Origin of the sequence: Aquihabitans sp. McL0605, assembly GCF_049993875.1 — a bacterium.
In the GTDB taxonomy this organism is placed as follows: Bacteria; Actinomycetota; Acidimicrobiia; order Acidimicrobiales; family Iamiaceae; genus Aquihabitans.
Map to the genome: position 1 here is coordinate 4,048,873 of NZ_CP188252.1, position 17,057 is coordinate 4,065,929.

A 17,057-nucleotide genomic window follows, 5' to 3' on the forward strand; every position below is an offset into this window, starting at 1 on the left:
CAGGACCGGTCGAACGTGCGGGTGGTCCACAGCGTCCTGCTCAACGTCGAGCAGGATGGGCCGATACAGACAAGGACCCGATTCGGCGTCGGCCTCACGTAGGCCCTCCGGGGATCTCACCAGATTCGCTCTCCCGGAGGATTTCCATGCCCACGCCCGTCCCTGCTCGACACGCGCGCTCGCCGCGCCGCCTGGCTCGGGGAGCGGCCATCGCCTGCTTGGCGGTGGTGGCGCTGGTCGTGGCGGCCTGCGAGCCGGCGCCGCCGGCGCCCGAGGCCGCGAAGCCGGCCTCGGGCCTGTCGATCAAGGTGGCCGGGAAGGATCTCGTCGACGCCTCTGGCCAGGTGGTGCAGCTCCGGGGCGTGAACCGTCCCGGCACCGAGTACCGCTGCGCCCAGGATCCGTCGTACTACGGCTTCATCACCGATGACAGCGGCACCGATGGCAAGACGGTCGCCTACGCCGCCAAGGCCATCGAGGCCCTCAAGAGCTGGAACAAGCCGGGAGCCGCGGGCAACGCCATCAACACGGTCCGGATCCCGATGAACGAGGACTGCTGGCTCGGGATCAACGGCGTCCCGTCGGCCTACTCAGGTGCGAACTACCAGCGCTTCATCGCGGCGGAGGTCGATGCGGCCACCGCGGCAGGGATGTACGTGATCCTCGACCTCCACTGGTCCGCGCCGGGCTCCTTCCTGGCCACCCAGCAGGACGTGGGGCCCAACGCCGACCACTCGATCGCCTTCTGGCGCGAGGTGGCCACGGCGTACAAGGACCAGCCGTCGGTCGTGTTCGACCTCATCAACGAGCCGAGGCTCTGGTGCAGCTCGGCGGCCTGCAACGCCAGCTACACCACGGCATCCCAGACCGCCTGGGGCTGCTACCGCGACGGCTGCACCTACACGTACACCGCCGATGACCACGTCACCGGGCGCACCTCCGGTCAGATCAAGATCGCCGGCTCCCAGCAGCTGGTCGACGAGATCCGCGCCGCGGGCGCGACGAACGTGATCCTCATCGAGGGCCTCGGGTACGCCAACGCCCTCGACCTCTGGACGGCCTACAAGCCGAAGGACCCGGCGCAGCAGATCGCCGCGGAGCTCCACACCTACCCCAGCAGCGGCGCCAACGTGAACAACAAGGCGTGGCTCGACGACATGCTCAGCCGCGGCGGCCTCAGCACCACCTACCCGATCGTCGTCGGCGAGTTCGGCGAAGGCGTGTGCAACGCCTCGTCCACCGGGTTCACCCAGCAGACCATGGACTGGGCCGACTCGCACGGCTACAGCTACGCGGCCTGGGGCTGGGACTCCGGCGAGGGCTGCAGCGGCCCGACGCTGGTGACCCGCAACGATGCCGGGTCGGCATCGACCTACGGCGCGGTGGTGAAGGCCCACCTCCAGAGCAAGCAGGGCTAGGCGAGCCCCTGCTCTGGACCTTGGGGCGGAGCTGGCCGCTGTCGACGGCGACCAGCTCCGCGGCCCCCGAGCCAGCTGGGGGCGGGTCCCCAGCTGGTGGAGGGGGCGACCTTCGGCGGCGGCGCACCCACCTGGTGCGCCCGCCGCAGCGACGGCTGCTCGACGAGCACGAACAAGAGGCGCGCCGCGAGCAGCGATGCGCCGATCCCCAGCACCGCCAGCACCGCGAACGCCGGCACCGGCGCCAGGCCCAGCTTGCTGACGAACAGCTCCCAGACCACCTTCTCCGTGGGGGAGTGGATGAGGTAGAGGCTGTAGGAGATCAGGCCCACCGACGCCAGCCAGCGGAACCGTTCCCGACCGGCGGGGGCCGGTCGCTCGGCGGCGGTGCCCAGCACGAACAGCGCCCCGGCCACCAGCGCCCCGGCGAGCACGTCGCCGATCACCTCCCACTGGTGGAACAGGACGAACGCGCCGAACGCCAGGCCCATCATCGCCCAGCCGACGCGCGGCCCCGCCGGCCCGGCCCGCCCGGAAGCGGTCCGCCCGGCCACCGCGAACGCGCTGGCGATGCCGAAGCAGAACAGGGCCAAGAAGTGCGGTGTGGTCGCCGCCAGGGAGGTGTTGACCACCGCCACGTGGAGCCCGACGCCGACCACCAGCCCCGCGGCGACGAGGCGACCCATCCCGTAGCGGACGCCGAGGAGGATCAGGACCGGGAAGATGAAGTACAGGTGCCACTCGACGGCGATCGACCACAGCGGGGAGTTCGGCGACGGGACCCGGAACACGTCCTGCAGGAGCAGGCCGAACACGGGGATCGACCGGAACGGCACCGGGCCCTTGCTCCAGGTGTCCGCCGCCGTCGCCGCCGACGGGCGGGAGCTGTGCGGGGCCAGGGCGAGCAGCAGGATCGAACCGAAGAGGGCGACCCAGTACGGCGGGAGGAGCCGGTACGCGCGCTTGGCCATGAACCGCCCGTAGGGCCCGGCGCTGCGGTCGGATCGGCGGGCGATGCCCAGCGCGAGCGAGTAGCCGCTCAACACGATGAAGATCGCCACGGCGACGTGACCGAAGTCGGCCCACCGCAGGTACCAGGCGGGGCGGGCCTCCCCGTTCGGCCACTGCACCAGGAGGGCGTGGTAGAGCGCGACGTAGAGGGCGGCGAGGCCGCGCATCTGGTCGACGCACGCCAGCCGGGCGCTCCCGGTCGACGGCTGGTCAGGTGAGGAGCTCATCGTGGACCTGGGCGTGGATGATCTCGGGACGGACGGCGTTCGAGGGGGCGAACGCCGCCCAGGCCACGATGGCGGTGTAGGTGGCGGCGCCGGCGGTGATGATCCACAGGCCGGCCACGAAGTCGTGGCGGGCCACGATGAGCGCCAGCGGCGTGAAGAGCACGAGCGATGCGGCGCGGGCGGTGGGCATCGCCCGCTCGCGCTGCTGGCCTCGGAGCAGGGCCAGCGGACCGGTGGCGGCGGCAGACAGGGCCAGGTAGGTGCCGCAGACCAGGATGATGGCGCGGGGCACGTGCACACGGTCGCCGTAGAGCACCGGGACGATGACCGGCTCGGCCAGCAGCAGGATCGCCGTGAGGGCCAGCGTGAACGCGGCGCTCGCCGCCGACGCCTGCACCGCCGTGCGCCGGTCCCCGGTGTGCCGGCTGAGGTGGGTGACGCCGACGATGCGCAGGCCGGCGTCGATGAACACGGCGAGGCCGAGCAGCGCGAGCGCGAGCCGCCAGTGGCCGAACGCGGCGCTGCCGGCGATCGCGACGAAGCCGAAGGCCTGGATCTGCTGGTCGAGGTGGAACAGGACGGCCTCGAGCGTCAGCCACCGGCTGCTGCACCACAGGTGCTCCCGCCACCACCGGTACGACGGTCCGGGGCGGGCGAAGTGCGCGCCCGTGACGATGCCCCCGGCGATGCACGCCGCGGTTCCGCCGAGCCCCCAGACCAGGATCGCGGCGTGGGACGAGGCGTGGGCGATCAGGTACGGGAGGGCCAGGCACGACACCGCGACCCAGGTGGCGTCCACCACGATCGCGGCACCGGTGCGGCCCCGCCGGAACAGCAGGAACCGGTACAGGTCCTCGAGCAGCAGCGGCGGGATGAACAGGGCGAGCAGGGCCAGCTGGTGGTAGTCGGTCGCCACGCCGATGACGAGCACCACCGCGGCGAACGTGACCGACAGGAGGACCGTGCTGGTGGCCGCTCGGGCGTCGGCATCGGCCCCGCCGTCGTCGGTGTCGACCAGGCGGGCCAGCAGCGCGTCGCTCACCACCGCACGCTGGAACCCCAGCGCGGCGTTGTAGACCACGAACGCCAGCGCGAACTCGCCGACCACGTGCGACCCGCCGCCGCGGGCCAGCGCCAGGAGGATGATGAAGTTCGATGCTGCGGACAGGCCCTGGCTGATGGCGGCCTGGCCGGCCGACATCGCCTTGCGCCGGTTCAGGCTCGCCGTCACGATGCCGCCACCTCCTGCCACAGCTGGCGCAGGTGGGTGGCCGCGGCACCGGGGGCGAGGTGGACGAGGGCGCGGATCCGCCCGCGCTCGCCGAGCTCCTGGCGGAGCCGGGCGTCACCCACCAGGCGGGCGAGCTCGTGGTGGAGCCGGTGGTGGTCGAGCTCGGGGACCACGATGCCCGCGTCGCCCACCACCTCGGGGAGCGCACCGGAATCGCTGGTCACGACGGGGACGCCGGCGTACATGGCCTCGCACACCACCCGGCCGAACTGCTCGGACCACCCGGGCGAGGTGAGCGACGGGACCACGACCACGTCGATGTCGGTGAGCGCCGCCGGCAGCTCCGATCCCGTGAGGGCGCCGAGCCACTCGACGGTGACGCCGGCGCGCTCGGCCTGGCGCCGGAGCTCCGCCTCGTAGGACCCGGTCCCGATGACGCGCAGGGTCACACCGTCGATCCCCGCCAGCGATGCGATCAGCCACTGCACGCCCTTCTCGGGGACCAGGCGGCCGATGTACCCGACGCACACCGGGCGCGGGCGCTCCTCGGTCGCCTCGACCACCAGGAAGGGAGAGGGATCGGGCGAGATCGCCGGGGCGACCGCGACCGGCGCCGCCGGGCCGAGCCCGTTGCGGCGCAGCACGTCGATGCCCCCCTGGTTCCACGACGCGTAGCCACCCAGCCGCCGGGCGTTGCGACCGGCGACCGCCTGGCGGATGCGGGCCTCGAGCCGGCAGCCGTGCGTGAGGCTCACGTTCTCGGCGCCGTGCGCGATCGTCGGCACCCCGGTCTCGAGGGTCTGCGACACCAGCCGGCCCCACGCCTCGCTGTGCACGTGGACCACGTCGGGGCGCAGCCGGTCGACCAGCTCCTCGAGCCCGTCGAGGCGCCACCACAGCCGGCCCCGGCTCGGCATCCCGCCGGCACCCAGCACGTGGGTGGTACCCCAGGCCGGGACACCGACCGGCCCGGGGTAGCTCTCGGACGGGTCGGACACGAGGCTGCCCGCCAGGTGCAGGTCGATCTCGGGCAGCTCGCTCGCGGCCTGCCACGTGTGCATCTGGCTCGGCACGAGTGCCGAGGTGACCACCAGGGCGCGGAGGCGATCAGGCATCGACGAGCTCCGGCACCGTCGCCGGCACCTCGAGCACCGGTGCCGCGGCGGGCCGGCCGAGCACCCGCTGGCGGCCGACCTGACGGGACACCTCGACCACGAACCGGGAGTTCGTCGTGACGTACCGGCCGGCGAGGCGCCGCGGCTCCTGGGCCATCCGGTGCGCCCACTCCAGGCCGAACCGCTGGATCACCTCGGGTGCCCGCTGGATGGTGCCCGCCAGGTAGTCGAAGGCGGCGCCGACCGCGAGCGACGGCATCGCCAGCGACGGTCCGACCGCCGCGACGAAGCGCTCCTGGCGCGGGCAGCCCAGGCCGACGAAGCACAGCTGCGCCCCAGAGGCGTTGATCGCCTCGGCGATGTCGTCGAGGCCGGCGCGATCGACCGCACCGAACCGGCTGGGCCGGGTGTGCACCTCGAGCCGTTCGCCGTAGCGCCGGTCCAGCTCGACGCGGATCCGGTCGAGCGTGGCCGGCGTGCTCCCGTAGAAGTAGACCGACGAGCGCTCGGCGGCGGACCGGTCCAGCAGCGCGGTCATGACCGTCGGTCCCGGCACCTTGTGCGGCAGCTCCACGGGGTACAGCGCGTTCAGGGCCCACACCACCGCCTGGCCGTCGGGCAGGACGGCGTCGAACCCGTTGAGCGACGCCCGGAGCCCCCGGTCGCGGGCCGACTCGATCACGCCGTGGACCGCCAGCGCCGACACCAGGTACGGGCGGCGCAGGTCGGCGGCCGCGGCGATCCGCTCCACGGCGGCGTCGAGGTCGACGGCGTCGATGCTCACGCCGAGCACGCTGCGCTTCCCCCGATCGATCACCGGAGCTCCCCGGGGCCGCTGCTCGCGACGAGCGGCCGGCGCGCCGGCTCCTCGCCGTACCAGCTGCGGAGGAGGTCGGGCAGCCGCTCCGCCACCCACCGGCGGTCGGGGTCGGGGCGGGCGCCGAGGTGCTCGAGGCACTCGGCCAGGCGCTCGGGCAGGGCCTCGCCGTCGCCGATGTCGATGGGATGGCCGTTGCGGCCGGCGAGCAGCTTGGCCCCGCCGGCGTCGAGGCAGACGACCGGGCAGCCCATCGCCGCCGCCTCGCCGGCGACCCAGGGCCCGGAGTCGTGGAAGGTCGGGATGAGCAGGGCGTCGGCTTCGGCGAAGGCACCGAAGACCTCGGGCCGGGTCCGGCGCCCGGTGAATCGGACGCGGTCGGCGATGCCCAAGCTGGCGGCCAGCTCCTCGCCGCGCGCTTGCTCGGGCCCTTCGCCGACCACGATCAGCCGCCATCCGGGTGCCAGCGCCACCGCCCGGATGGCGAGCAGCAGCCCCTTCCACGGGATGAGCCGCCCGACGAAGATGGCGGTGCGCCGGGTGTCGGGCGGGAGGAGGTGGGCCAGGACGTGGTCGTCGGTCAGGTCGAGGTCGGCCGGTTCGATGGCCAGGTTCGGCTCGACGGTGACGCTCCGGGCGATCGGGCGGAAGTGGTCGGCGACGTCGTCGTTGAACGCCACGGTGAGGGTGGCGTGCTTGGCGTTGCGGCGGCCGAACGTGGCTCGGAGGGTGCCGTTGAGGACCCGCCGGACGACATCGTCGAGCCGGCCCCGGGTGCTCAGGTACCGGTAGAGGGCGGGGGCGGTGTCGGTGCTGCCGCCCACCGGGCCCCAGATGCGGCGCGGTGCGTGCGACGCCAGGAGGGCCGACGGCAGGGAGTCGGAGGCCCAGGTCACGTGGTGCACCACGTCGATCCGCAGCTCGCGCTCGCACCGGCGCAGGGCCCGGGCGGCCATGGCCTGCCACACCAGGTAGTAGAGGAAGATGGCCTTCGCAGGGAACAGCCGTCGGATCCCGGGGCGGGGCCCGACGCCCACCACCACCACGTGGCCGCCGAGCGCGTGGGCACCGGCCCACGCCCGCTCGACGCACGCGTGATCGGTCAGCACGATGACCTCGGCATCGGCCGCGGCCGCCTTGGCCCAGGCCCAGCCGACACCGGCCTCGGACCCGGCTCCCGGGACGCACTCGAAGCAGATGAGGACGACGCGGCGGTCGTGCTCGGTGTGGACGCTCATCGGGCACCTCCCATGGCGGGGATCGGCTGCTCGGCCCGAGCACGTCCGCCGGCGCGGGCCCGGTCCGACGAGGGCACCTCCGCGGCAGCGGCCTGCTCGGCCCTTGCCTCCGAGTGGATCGCGACCAGCAGGACGTAGCAGATGAACATGTCGCCGAACCACGCCGGACTGCTCTCGGTGATCGCGTAGAGCTCGAGCAGGACGGCGATGGCGATGAGGCCGAACCGGCGCGGATCGAGCCGCGGCAGGCGCCACGATCCCACCAGCGCCGCGGCCAGCGACAGGCCCCACGCCAGCGCCGCGGGGAGCCCGCCCATGAGCCCGGCTTCGAGGTACGCGTTGTGGGCCTGGCCGATGCCGGGCAGCACCTCCTGGACCTTCTCCCCGGCCGGCGAGTTCACTGCGTCGACGCCCCAGCCCACGATCGGCCGGCGCTTGATGAGGTCGATGACGGGCGGCCAGAGGTCGGTCCGCCCGGTGAGCGAGGCGATGTTGGAGCCCGAGGCGTCGTTGCGATCGAACCAGCCCTGGCTGACGCCGCCAGCCAGCGGGACGAGGGCGAGGAGGGCGAGCAGGCCGATGGCCATCGCCCGCAGCCGCGCCGCGGGCGCCACCGATGCCGCGCCCGCGACCCCGACGGCGATCAGGAGGGCGATCAGCCCGGTGCGGCTGCGGCTGGCGAGCAGGGCGTAGGTGGCCAGGCCGGCGGCCCCGAGCAGCAGCAGGCGGAAGCGGCGGTTGCCGGCCCACAGCCCGGCCACCCCGATGAGCACGATCGCGGCGGCGAACGCGAGGTGGTTGGGCTGCATGAAGCCGCTGAGGCGCTCGGGGTCGCCGTGCACGCCGGGCACCACCTCAGGAGCGCCCGAGATGATCGACAGCACCACGTTGGCGAGGGCCGCGGCCAAGACGCCGCCCACGAGCCACGAGCCCAGCCCGAGCGACACCCCGTACAGGGCGCTCGCCACGATGAGCACGCCCTCGACGCCGCGGACCAGGTTGGACGGTCCGTACGGGCTCTGCAGGCAGCCGAGCAGCACGAAGACCACGAACACGAACAGGAGCCGGGTCGGGAGCGACGCCGATCCGACCCGGCGCGGCGGGTCGGTGCACGTGAGGCGCAGCAGCAGGGCTCCTGCTCCGGCCAGCACCAGGCCGACCGGCCGCAGCGCCAGCGGGAACTGGAACGTCGGGCTCGTCAGGGCGAACAGGAACCAGCCGCCGATGAGCATCCACGCGCCCACCCGGTCGAGCTCGCCGTTGGCCGCGAGGAGGATCACGGCCCCCGCGAGCGCGGCCGCGGCGACCAGGGGGAGGAGGGCCTGGGGGTCCATCGCTACCGGATCCCGATGATGCCGACGACGTCGGAGCCGGAGGTCCGCAGGCCGGCCATCACGGTGTCGAGCTCGGACGGGCGGACCACATCGGCTTCGACGGCGAGCACCACGAGCTGGTTGGACCCGCTGCGCTTGAGGTGCTCGGTCAGCGAGCGGACCATCACCGGCCCGTCGCTGCCGGCGCCCACCGGGCGGCGGTGGTCGGCGTCGGGGGACCACCCTTCGGGGTGGCGGGCGAGCATCACCTGGACCGCCGGCGCCAGCGTGCCGGCGAGCTGCCACGTCGCTCGGGCCGGAGCCATCACCAGCACGCTCAGCGGGCCCTTCAGCTGCACGAGCCGGGCCAGCTCGCCGGCCACCCCGAGGGTCCCGATCTCGGCGAGCTCCTTGCGCTTGCGCCCGAACCGGGGCTTGGTCCGTCGCAGCATGCCGAGCACCGGCACCCCGGCGACGGTGTCGACCTCCTCCATGACCTCCAGCGACTGGCCGGGCCGGGCGGCGATGGCCACCCAGCAGAGGGCGAGGGCCAGGCCGAGCGCGGCGCCGTAGACGAAGAGCGTGGTGGTCCCCTTGCCCATCGGCACCGGGTTGGCGGCGGCGCGGCTGACCAGCCGGGTGCTGTCGGGCGCCACCTTGCTCGCCAGCACCAGCTGCTGGAGGTTGATCGCGAGCCGGCCCTGCTGGGCGACGAGGGAGCGGTACTCGTTCCCTCCCTCAGCGCTCGAGGCCGAGGTCCGCGGCAGGGCGGCGATGGCCTTGTCGACCACGTCCTTCTGCTCGTTGAGCGAGGTGATGGCGGCGTCGTACTGCGACGCGGTCTGCGCCTGCACGGTGTCCAGGTAGTTCGACGCGCTCCCCTCGGCGATCCGGGCGCTCAGCTTCGGGTCGGGGGTCGTCGCGCTGAGCCGGATGACATCGGACTTCGCCAGCTGCCGGACGTCGAGGGCATCGACGACGACCTGGGTCGGGATGCCGAGGTCGTCGGCCACCTTGGCGGCTGCCCCGCGCGACGAGAGGACCTCGATCTGGGTCGCCACGAACCGGTCGGGCTCGCGTGCGTACACCTGGTTGGCCGAGGTGTCGACGAGGCTCGACGGGAAGGCCCCGGCGACGGACACGTCGGCGGACGAGACGTAGGCCTTGCTGAGCATCATGTGGCCGCCGATGGCGAAGAGCAGTCCGCCCACCAGGGCGCAGGCGCCCAGCCGCAGGCGGTGCCGCCAGCACGATCGCAGGATGATCTCGGCGTCCATCAGACCTCGCTTCTCGAAGGTTCGGGGGCAGGCGCGGCGGGCCTCGCTCGGTCGAGGAACTCGGTCACCCGCTGGACCAGCTCGGTCCGAGCGGCCGGCGGCGCGAAGACGTGGTCGCCGCCGTCGACCTCCACGAGGGTCATCGACCCCTGGACCAGCAGGCGGTCGAGGGTCGTGCCGCCGAAGGCCCGCAGGTACGCCGACCCCGCCTCGCCGGCCGCGAAGACGGCCATGGTGTCGATGCCGTCGGCGGCGAGGCGCTGCAGGTCGCCGGCCAGCTCGGTCCGGCGCTCGATCCGGATGCCGACGTTGCCGAGGACGCGGTGGAGCCCGGCGGTCAGCAGGTGCCACAGCCCGCGCAGGGCCCGGAGGGCGAACGGCGCCAGCTCGCCCGGGTGGGCGAGCGCCGCGCCCAGGTGGTCCCGGATCGCCTGGGGCCGGCGCAGGGTGTTGGCGGCGCGGAACGCCCGCCCCGCCGACCGATCGGTGGAGCTGTCCTCGTCGAGGTGGAAGATCAGCGGGTTCACCAGCACGATGCGCTGGACATCGGCCCCTCGGAGGGCGGCGTGGAACGACGCGAACGCGCCGGAGCAGATCCCGAAGAGGGTGACGTCGTCGACGTCGGTCTCCGACCACACCCACTCGACGGTCCGCATGAGCTCGTCGATCCGCACGTCGTCGTAGGGCCGGTTCTCGGGCTGGCCCGGAGGCGCCGGGCTGTTGCCCGTCCCGCCGAGATCGACGCGGATCACCGTGAAGCCGAGGTCGGCCCAGCGCCGGGCCAGCTGGACGTGCAGCCGGCCCGGACCGGTGTGGCTGACCGACCCGGTGTTCGACAGCACGATCGCCGACCGGCGCGAGCGCTCGGGGAGCAGCGGCTCGGACACCACGGCGAACAGGCGGTCGTCGATCCACACGGCGTGCTCGCGGTGGCTGCCCTCGATCTCCGAGCTCACGACCAGGTCGCGCGGCGGGGCCGCCGTCGGCTCGGTCCGCGCCGTCCTGGTCCCTGGCCTCGACTCCGACATCCAGCCGGCGATGGCCGCGAGCGAGCCCGTGGGCATCACCGACTCCGTCTCGTCGGCCACGGCGTAGCGGGCCCACCCGCTGCCGCGCTGGTGGTCGACGGCGGTGCCGACGGCGGCGAGGGCCTCGACGACCGCATCGTTCGGGGGGATGTCGTCGCGGTCGAGCACCAGCACCCGCTCTGCCGGCGGGTGGGTGATCGTGGTGCCGAGGTCGAGGCGGGCGAGGTCGTCGAGGGTCGCCGCCGTGAACTCGAAGCCCACGGCCTCGACCGAGCCCGGCCCGTCGGCACCCGCAGGGCGCCCGCGGCGGCCGGCCGGCGCGCCGGGGCGTGAGGCCGCCGACAGCCGGGACATCGCCCGCAGCTCCCGCACGTACTGGCGGCCGGTCGGGCACGGGGCCCAGAGCACGAGGCGGTCCACGCCGGGGTGGTCGAGCGCGTAGCGGGTGGCGAGGCAGGTCGCCACCCGGACCGAGATGAGCGAGATCCGGGTGCAGGCCTCCTTGGTACGCAGGAGGTCGACGGCGTCATCGATGCTGGCCAGGTACGCCGCGACCTGGTCGGGATCCTCGTGATCGCCGGGCGCGTCGCCGGTCCCCTCGTAGTCGATGCGGGCGACCGTGAACCCGAGGCCCGCCAGAACCTCGGCGAGGTGGCGGAACGGCCGTTGGGCGAGGAGGCCGTCGAACCCGAGGGTGTTGCAGATCACCACGCCCTCGCCCGTGGGGCGCGCCGGCCGGTGCACCATGGCAAAGGACCGGAGGTGGTCGTGGCCGAACCACACGGCCGCGGCGAGCAGGGCAGCGGGATCAGTCATCGCGTGCCTCCAACCGCACCCGGTCGAGCCCGTTGACCGCACGGACCTCGAAGCGCACCGGCTGTCCAGAGGTGGCCCGCACGAGGGCGTGGCCACCGGGCTCGAGGTCGAACGCGTCGTCGGACAGATCCGCGCCGGGGGCGCCGATCAGGATGCACCGCGCCAGGCGGTCGGTGGTGATGTCCAGCTCGTAGGTCTCGTCGTCGACCCGGCGGGAGGTCCCCGAGAGACCGAGGACCTCCCGCACTCCAGTCGACCCCTCCGGTGCGAACGTGGCCCGGGAGACGAGCGAGGGCCCGTCGAACCAGCGGGCCGACACCGCGTCGATCTGGCGGACGCCGAAGCGGTAGGCGTAGGTGACGTCGAGGAACTCCCCGAGCAGGGCCTCGATCCGGAACCGCTGCGAGGAGCGGGGCGGGACGAGGCAGGCCACCTCGGCGACCGCCGTGCAGTTGCTGCCCGCGAACGCTCGGACGACGAGCGTCCCGTCGACGGGCTCCGGGCGGTCGTTGAGCGCGTACAGGTCGAGACCGTTGAGGCCCTCGTCGATGAAGAGCAGCGCGGTGGGGCTCGAGACCCTGGCCAGCGCTCGCCAGGCGCTCTTGGGTCGGCCCTGCACGTCGAACAGCCCGTACCCGGCGCCGGCGACGAGGTCCCGGGCCTGCAGGACGATGGCCCCGGCACAGGTCGAGCCGGGCCGGCGCCACTCCGCCACGGTCCGGCCGACCAGGTCGGCCACCGCGGCGCGACCGAGGTCGAGGTAGCGCTCGGGGTCGACCGCGCGGAGCGAGGCCGGGTCGACGCCGAACTGCTCGCGCACGTAGTGGTCCCGGACGTCCTCGTGGTCCCACGCCTGGCCCGCGTCGCGGGGGACCGCGGCCTTCCACCGGGGGTCGGCCACCACCACGCCGGCGGCCCGGAGGGACCGGACGGCGTCATCGTCGGGCACCGACGAGAACGCCAGGCACTCCGACGCGAAGCGCACGTTGCTCGTGCGGGCATCGCTGACGGCCCGGCGGTACCCGCCCACCCCGAAGTAGTGGGCGATGCCCGTGTCGACCGAGAACGGCGGATCGCCACCGGTGGGGGAGTCGGGCCAGAAGCGGACGCCGGGGAGGTGCTGGGCCACGAGGTCGGCGAGGACCTTTCCGAGCGGTGCGGCGGAGACCTGGTCGAGCGGGCGGGCGAGCATGGCGGCCTGCTGGGCGATCTCGCTCCCGCCGCACACGGCCACGACGCACGGGTGGCCCTGGAGCCGACGGAGCTGGCCGGTGACCTCCGCCTCCACCTCCGCGGCGAACGCCGGATCGGCCGCTGGGTAGTCGAGGTTGGCGAACATCAGGTCGTGCCAGACCAGGATCCCGAGCTCGTCGCACAGGTCGAGGAACGCTTCGGGCTCGTCGACCGTGGTCCCGACGATCCGCACCAGGTTGGTGCCACCGGCGCGGAGGGCGCCGAGCAGACGGCGCTGCTCAGCCGGGTCGGACCGCAACCCCACCAGGTCGAGGGGCATCCAGGTCACGCCCCGGCAGAAGATGCGGGCGCCGTTGATGACCAGCTCGGGGGCATGGTCCGGTCCGAACGATGCCGAGCGGAACCCCACCGCGCCGAGCTCGATGGTGTGCTCGCCGGCACTCGTGGTCACCGTGACCGCGGCGCGGTACCGGTGCTGCTCGCCATGGGTCGCGGGCCACCAGGCGCCGGCTCCTGGGACCCGGAGCGTGCCGGTGAGCGTGGGCCCGTCCACGGTGAGCTGCACCTCCATGGGCGCCCGGTGGCCGTCGACGGTCAGGGTGGCGGCTCGTACGGTGGCCGATCCGGCGGCCACGACGAGGGTGGCCTCGATGAGGCCGTCGGTCCCGTCGTGGTCGATGCGGATGGTCCGGTCCGCGACCGGGAGGGCGGGGGTGCGGCGGAGCTCGACGGGCCGCCATGGCCCCACCGGTGCGACCCGCGGCGTCCAGGTGGCGGTCCGCCCGATGAACGAGGTGCGGATCCACCGCAGGCTCTGGCTGGTGACCATGGCGGCCTTCCACGCCGGCCGGGGTCGGCGCGGCGCGAGGTGCGGCGTCAGCGCCTCGAAGCGGATGAACAGCTCGTTGTCGTCCTCCAGGAGAGGTCCGACCGGGATCAGGTGGGAGCGGAACATGTTCTCCGAGCGCAGGAGGTGCCGACCGTTCAGCCAGACGTCGGCCAGGGTGGCGAGGCCGTCGAAGGCGAGGTCCCACGTCTCGCCGGCGCCGCGCTCGGGGCCGGCGAACCGGCAGCGGAACCACCAGTCCTCGTCATCGAACCCCCGGCTGTCGCCCAGCGTCCAGGTCCCGGCATCGCGGACGGCCGCCGCCGCGGTCCCGGGCACCGGCGCCGCGAGCCAGTCGAGCGACCGGTGCGCCAGCGCGGCGGCGTCAGCGATCGCTCCGGGCGCGATTGAGGCGCACTCCCACCCGCCGAGGGGTCGCGGCTCACCATCCACGGATCCCTGCCATCGCCTCGGTCGCGGTGTCCCACCAGTGCTCCATCTGGTCCAGCGAGCGGTCGGTGCTGCCCTTCCGCCCGGTGCTGAGCCGGGCGAGGCTGAACTGGGCGGCCTTGGCGGCCATCGAGAGCTTCAGGTACGGCTCGATCGCGGCCGCCGTGGGCGCGCCGCGGGCGGCCAGCCACCGGCACAGGTCGGCGGCCAGCTCGGCGCCGGCGCCGCACTGGCGGAGCGTGGCGAAGGCGTAGTCGTGGAAGCGGTCGATGCCCCCGTCGGCCAGCCACCCGAGGTCGGCCTCGAGCCGGCGGCGCATCGCTCGCACCGGGTTCGACCTCGGGCCCCGCTCCAGGTGGCGGGATGCGAGGGCCAGGGTCTCGGCGAGCAGCTCGTCGCCGTCGAGCGGGGCCACGGCGTCGAGGCGGATGAGCTCGATGTACGGCGGCAGCTGGGGGGTCACCTCGCCGGCTCGGGGGAGCACGCCCAGGTAGTCGTCGCCGGTCAGCTGGTGGTAGCCGGTGGCGTGGAAGTACTCGAGGCGGTGCCGGTCGGTGTCGATGCGGTTCGGGGCGATCGTGGTCTTCACGTGCTGCCGGCGGTACGAGACGCCGACGGTGTCGGGGAGGTACCAGGAGTCGACCTCGACGGTGAGCAGGTGCCCGAGGCCGAGGTGGTCGACCATGCACTGCTCGGTGCCGCGCCACGGGTTCAGCTCGACGACCTCGATCCCGTACAGGGCCCGCAGGTCCTCGGCGGGGTGCTTGAGGAAGCGCCACTGGTCGCCCTCGAACCCGCACGACAGCACGAAGGCGAGACCGGGGATCGGGTCCAGGCCCATGCTGTGCAGCAGCTCGACCCAGAGGTCCACGTAGCAGTTGACCTCCGACCAGATCCGCCGGTCGTCGTGGACGAAGTGCTCGCGGTAGTCGGTCGGGTCGAGCCGGAGCACCGGTTCCGCCCGCGTCCAGGTGGTGGTCACGTCAGCATCCCCGCGACGGTCGTGGGCCACCGGGCCAGGTCGGTGCCGTGGCGGGCGAACAGGGCGAGGACGATCCGCTCCATCCCGAAGCCGATGCAGGCCGAGTGGGCGGGGCCGCCGCCGGGTGCCTCGATGCCGAACGCGCTGGTGAGGTGGTCGAGGTGGTAGTTGGCCGAGGTGATGGCGGTCGGGTGCTCGGCATCGGCAACCGTCGCCACCACCTCGTACTTGAGGGCGGCCGCCCTCTGCCCGACCGCGAGCATCCGGCCGGCGCGGCCGAAGAAGGGGTCGTTGGCCACCTCGGCCCGGACCTCGAGGCCCAGCTCGTCGAAGATCTCGAGCGCCCGCTCCAGCCAGCGGTTGCGGAACTCGAGCGTGCGCTCGGGCGATCCGAGGTGCACGAACTCGCGCTGGTGGAACGACTGCATCCGGGCCGGGTCCAGCGAGGGCTCGTTCCGGAAGCACAGCCCCAGGACGTCGAAGACCCGGCCCTGCTCGGGCAGGACGCCGGAGGCCATCGGGTAGAGCGGGTAGCACGCTGCCGGGAGCAGCACGAGGTCGGTCGGCTCGAGCTCGTCGGACCAGCGCCCGCCCTGGTCGATCGTCTGCAGGAGGTGGGCGTGGGCGTGGTCGTCGCCGCAGAAGCTGTGGACGGCACCGACGAGGTCGGGGAACGACCGCAGGTAGTCGGTGCGCAGGAGGTCGGCGGCGGGGAGGATCGGCGGGAACCGGAACCGCTCGACGTGGGGCTGGACGCCGGTGGCGGTGAGCAGGCGATCGAGGCCGTCGAACACCTGCATGAAGGAGGCGCCACGGCCGTACAGGCCGTCGGCGCCCATGGGGACGACGGCGCCGTCGTCCACGAGCTGGTGCCGCAGGGAGGGGGCGGTGACCGGGGTGGTCGTCATCACGACTCCTTCGCCACGAGGAGCATCTGGGCGGTGTTGGCCAAGATGCGGTCGTTGTGGATCATCAGGGCGGCGCCGGCCATGTCCCGCAGCTGCAGGCCGAGGCTGTAGGGCGACGTCTCGCTGTACCCGGCCATGCCGCAGACGAACAGGGCCCGGTTCACGATGTCGGCGGCCGCGACCGAGGCCGTGGTCTTCACCGTGTTCATGCGGATGGCGAAGCCCAGCGTCGTCAGCACCTGGCGGTGGGACGTGAGCGCTTCCTCGTACTCCAGTGCGGCGCCGTGGACGACGGCCGAGAGCTGCTCGAACAGGCCGACCAGCTCGGCTACGCGCACGGCTGCAGGGGGCGTCACCCCGGGGCTGCGCCGCGCCTCGGCTCTCAGGTAGGAGCGGGCGGCGCTGACGGCCCGCTCGGCGATACCCAGCCACACCGACGCCCAGAGCACGTGGGTGGTGGGGAGCATGGTGTGCGCCGAGATGTCGCTGAACGGGTCGGCCACCACCAGGTCGGCGGGGGCCTCGGCGGTCAGCACGAACCCGTCGCTGCAGGTGCCCCGGAACCCGAGCGTGTCCCAGACCGAGGTCTGCTCCAGCTCGTAGGTGCCCGCGGGCAGCACGACGACCACCTGGTCGTTCGGCGGGCTGTCGGGTGTGCGGCGGGCGGTGGCCAAGATGCCCTGGGCCCGGTGGCCGTAGGAGATGACCGGCGCCTTCTTGGTGAGCCGGACGTGATCGCCGTCCTGCTCGACGGCGCAGATGCTGGTGCGCACGTCGCCGCCGGTGCCGAGCTCGGTGGTGGCGGAGGCCAGCAGCAGCTCGTCGCGGGCGACCTCCCGCAGGTACTCGCGCAGCCGGGGGGTCTTGCCGTGGTGCACCAGGACGGCGACCTGGATGTGGTGCATGGCGTAGATGAGGGCGGTGGAGCCGCAGTGCCGGCCGAGGGCCTGCACGGCGCTGGCCACCTCGGTGATGGTGCTGCTCCTCCCGCCGAGCTCGACGGGGACGAGGGCCGACAGCAGCCGCGCATCGCGCAGGGCGGTGATGGCTTCGACCGGGAACCGGGCGTCGCGATCGACCTCCCGTGCGGCCGGCCCGGCCACCTCCTCGCCGATCTGCTCGGCCAGCTCGAGCACCGACGGCTCGAGGGCGGTGATGGACGCCGGCACGGCGGCGTCGGCTTGGGGCTCGGTCACGGTCATGGCG

General features: G+C 73.4%; 13 protein-coding genes. 1 reads left to right on the plus strand and 12 read right to left on the minus strand.

Going from position 1 to position 17,057, the window contains the following annotated elements; all coding sequences use genetic code 11:
• Positions 1-146 precede the first annotated feature (146 nt).
• Positions 147-1,418 (plus strand): glycoside hydrolase family 5 protein, encoded by a 1,272-nt coding sequence (locus tag ACPPVX_RS18735; RefSeq protein WP_426572099.1) that lies wholly within the window; start codon positions 147-149, stop codon positions 1,416-1,418.
• Here the strand turns inward: ACPPVX_RS18735 and ACPPVX_RS18740 are convergent.
• Genes ACPPVX_RS18740 through ACPPVX_RS18795 form a run of 12 tightly spaced genes read right to left on the minus strand, consistent with a single transcriptional unit; the run spans position 1,415 to position 17,053 of the window.
• Positions 1,415-2,656 (minus strand): acyltransferase family protein, encoded by a 1,242-nt coding sequence (locus ACPPVX_RS18740; protein ID WP_426572100.1) that lies wholly within the window; start codon positions 2,654-2,656, stop codon positions 1,415-1,417. The two genes, ACPPVX_RS18735 and ACPPVX_RS18740, sit on opposite strands and share 4 nt — an antisense overlap.
• A complete protein-coding gene (locus ACPPVX_RS18745) occupies positions 2,640-3,887 on the minus strand; it encodes a hypothetical protein (protein WP_426572101.1) in 1,248 nt (415 codons plus the stop codon). Before ACPPVX_RS18745 ends, ACPPVX_RS18740 begins: the two co-directional genes overlap by 17 nt.
• Complete coding sequence (locus ACPPVX_RS18750) at positions 3,884-5,002, minus strand: glycosyltransferase family 4 protein (RefSeq protein ID WP_426572103.1); 1,119 nt, start codon at positions 5,000-5,002, stop codon at positions 3,884-3,886. Before ACPPVX_RS18750 ends, ACPPVX_RS18745 begins: the two co-directional genes overlap by 4 nt.
• The gene (locus ACPPVX_RS18755; protein WP_426572105.1) at positions 4,995-5,819 is read right to left on the minus strand and encodes a WecB/TagA/CpsF family glycosyltransferase; all 825 of its coding nucleotides are present in this window, start codon (positions 5,817-5,819) and stop codon (positions 4,995-4,997) included. The genes ACPPVX_RS18750 and ACPPVX_RS18755 overlap by 8 nt, the downstream gene beginning before the upstream one ends.
• Entirely contained in the window at positions 5,816-7,057 is a 1,242-nt protein-coding gene (locus tag ACPPVX_RS18760) for a glycosyltransferase (protein ID WP_426572106.1), read from the minus strand. The genes ACPPVX_RS18755 and ACPPVX_RS18760 overlap by 4 nt, the downstream gene beginning before the upstream one ends.
• The gene (locus ACPPVX_RS18765; RefSeq protein WP_426572107.1) at positions 7,054-8,391 is read right to left on the minus strand and encodes an O-antigen ligase family protein; all 1,338 of its coding nucleotides are present in this window, start codon (positions 8,389-8,391) and stop codon (positions 7,054-7,056) included. The genes ACPPVX_RS18760 and ACPPVX_RS18765 overlap by 4 nt, the downstream gene beginning before the upstream one ends.
• A 2-nt stretch (positions 8,392-8,393) precedes the next feature.
• Positions 8,394-9,647, minus strand: coding sequence for a hypothetical protein (locus ACPPVX_RS18770; protein ID WP_426572108.1), 1,254 nt, complete (start codon positions 9,645-9,647; stop codon positions 8,394-8,396).
• Positions 9,647-11,491, minus strand: a complete 1,845-nt coding sequence (locus ACPPVX_RS18775) for an alpha/beta fold hydrolase (RefSeq protein ID WP_426572109.1) — start codon at positions 11,489-11,491, stop codon at positions 9,647-9,649. The genes ACPPVX_RS18770 and ACPPVX_RS18775 overlap by 1 nt, the downstream gene beginning before the upstream one ends.
• The gene (locus tag ACPPVX_RS18780) at positions 11,484-13,964 is read right to left on the minus strand and encodes a glycoside hydrolase family 2 protein (RefSeq protein ID WP_426572110.1); all 2,481 of its coding nucleotides are present in this window, start codon (positions 13,962-13,964) and stop codon (positions 11,484-11,486) included. Before ACPPVX_RS18780 ends, ACPPVX_RS18775 begins: the two co-directional genes overlap by 8 nt.
• Complete coding sequence (locus ACPPVX_RS18785) at positions 13,954-14,943, minus strand: DUF1839 family protein (protein WP_426572111.1); 990 nt, start codon at positions 14,941-14,943, stop codon at positions 13,954-13,956. The genes ACPPVX_RS18780 and ACPPVX_RS18785 overlap by 11 nt, the downstream gene beginning before the upstream one ends.
• Positions 14,940-15,851 carry an amino acid--[acyl-carrier-protein] ligase gene (locus ACPPVX_RS18790; RefSeq protein WP_426572112.1) on the minus strand — a complete coding sequence of 304 codons (912 nt, stop codon included), beginning with the start codon at positions 15,849-15,851 and terminating at the stop codon, positions 14,940-14,942. Before ACPPVX_RS18790 ends, ACPPVX_RS18785 begins: the two co-directional genes overlap by 4 nt.
• On the minus strand, positions 15,851-17,053 hold the full coding sequence (locus tag ACPPVX_RS18795) for an acyl-CoA dehydrogenase family protein (protein ID WP_426572113.1): 1,203 nt from the start codon (positions 17,051-17,053) through the stop codon (positions 15,851-15,853). Before ACPPVX_RS18795 ends, ACPPVX_RS18790 begins: the two co-directional genes overlap by 1 nt.
• Between the last annotated feature and the right edge of the window lie 4 nt (positions 17,054-17,057).

Bases quoted from the DNA above. Each gene is read 5' to 3' on its own strand.
- ACPPVX_RS18735 (WP_426572099.1), top strand. From the start codon at position 147: ATGCCCACGCCCGTCCCTGCTCGACACGCGCGCTCGCCGCGCCGCCTG.
- ACPPVX_RS18760 (WP_426572106.1), bottom strand. From the start codon at position 7,057: ATGAGCGTCCACACCGAGCACGACCGCCGCGTCGTCCTCATCTGCTTC.
- ACPPVX_RS18775 (WP_426572109.1), bottom strand. From the start codon at position 11,491: ATGACTGATCCCGCTGCCCTGCTCGCCGCGGCCGTGTGGTTCGGCCAC.
- ACPPVX_RS18795 (WP_426572113.1), bottom strand. From the start codon at position 17,053: ATGACCGTGACCGAGCCCCAAGCCGACGCCGCCGTGCCGGCGTCCATC.
- ACPPVX_RS18750 (WP_426572103.1), bottom strand. From the start codon at position 5,002: ATGCCTGATCGCCTCCGCGCCCTGGTGGTCACCTCGGCACTCGTGCCG.
- ACPPVX_RS18770 (WP_426572108.1), bottom strand. From the start codon at position 9,647: ATGGACGCCGAGATCATCCTGCGATCGTGCTGGCGGCACCGCCTGCGG.
- ACPPVX_RS18740 (WP_426572100.1), bottom strand. From the start codon at position 2,656: ATGAGCTCCTCACCTGACCAGCCGTCGACCGGGAGCGCCCGGCTGGCG.
- ACPPVX_RS18765 (WP_426572107.1), bottom strand. From the start codon at position 8,391: ATGGACCCCCAGGCCCTCCTCCCCCTGGTCGCCGCGGCCGCGCTCGCG.
- ACPPVX_RS18790 (WP_426572112.1), bottom strand. From the start codon at position 15,851: ATGACGACCACCCCGGTCACCGCCCCCTCCCTGCGGCACCAGCTCGTG.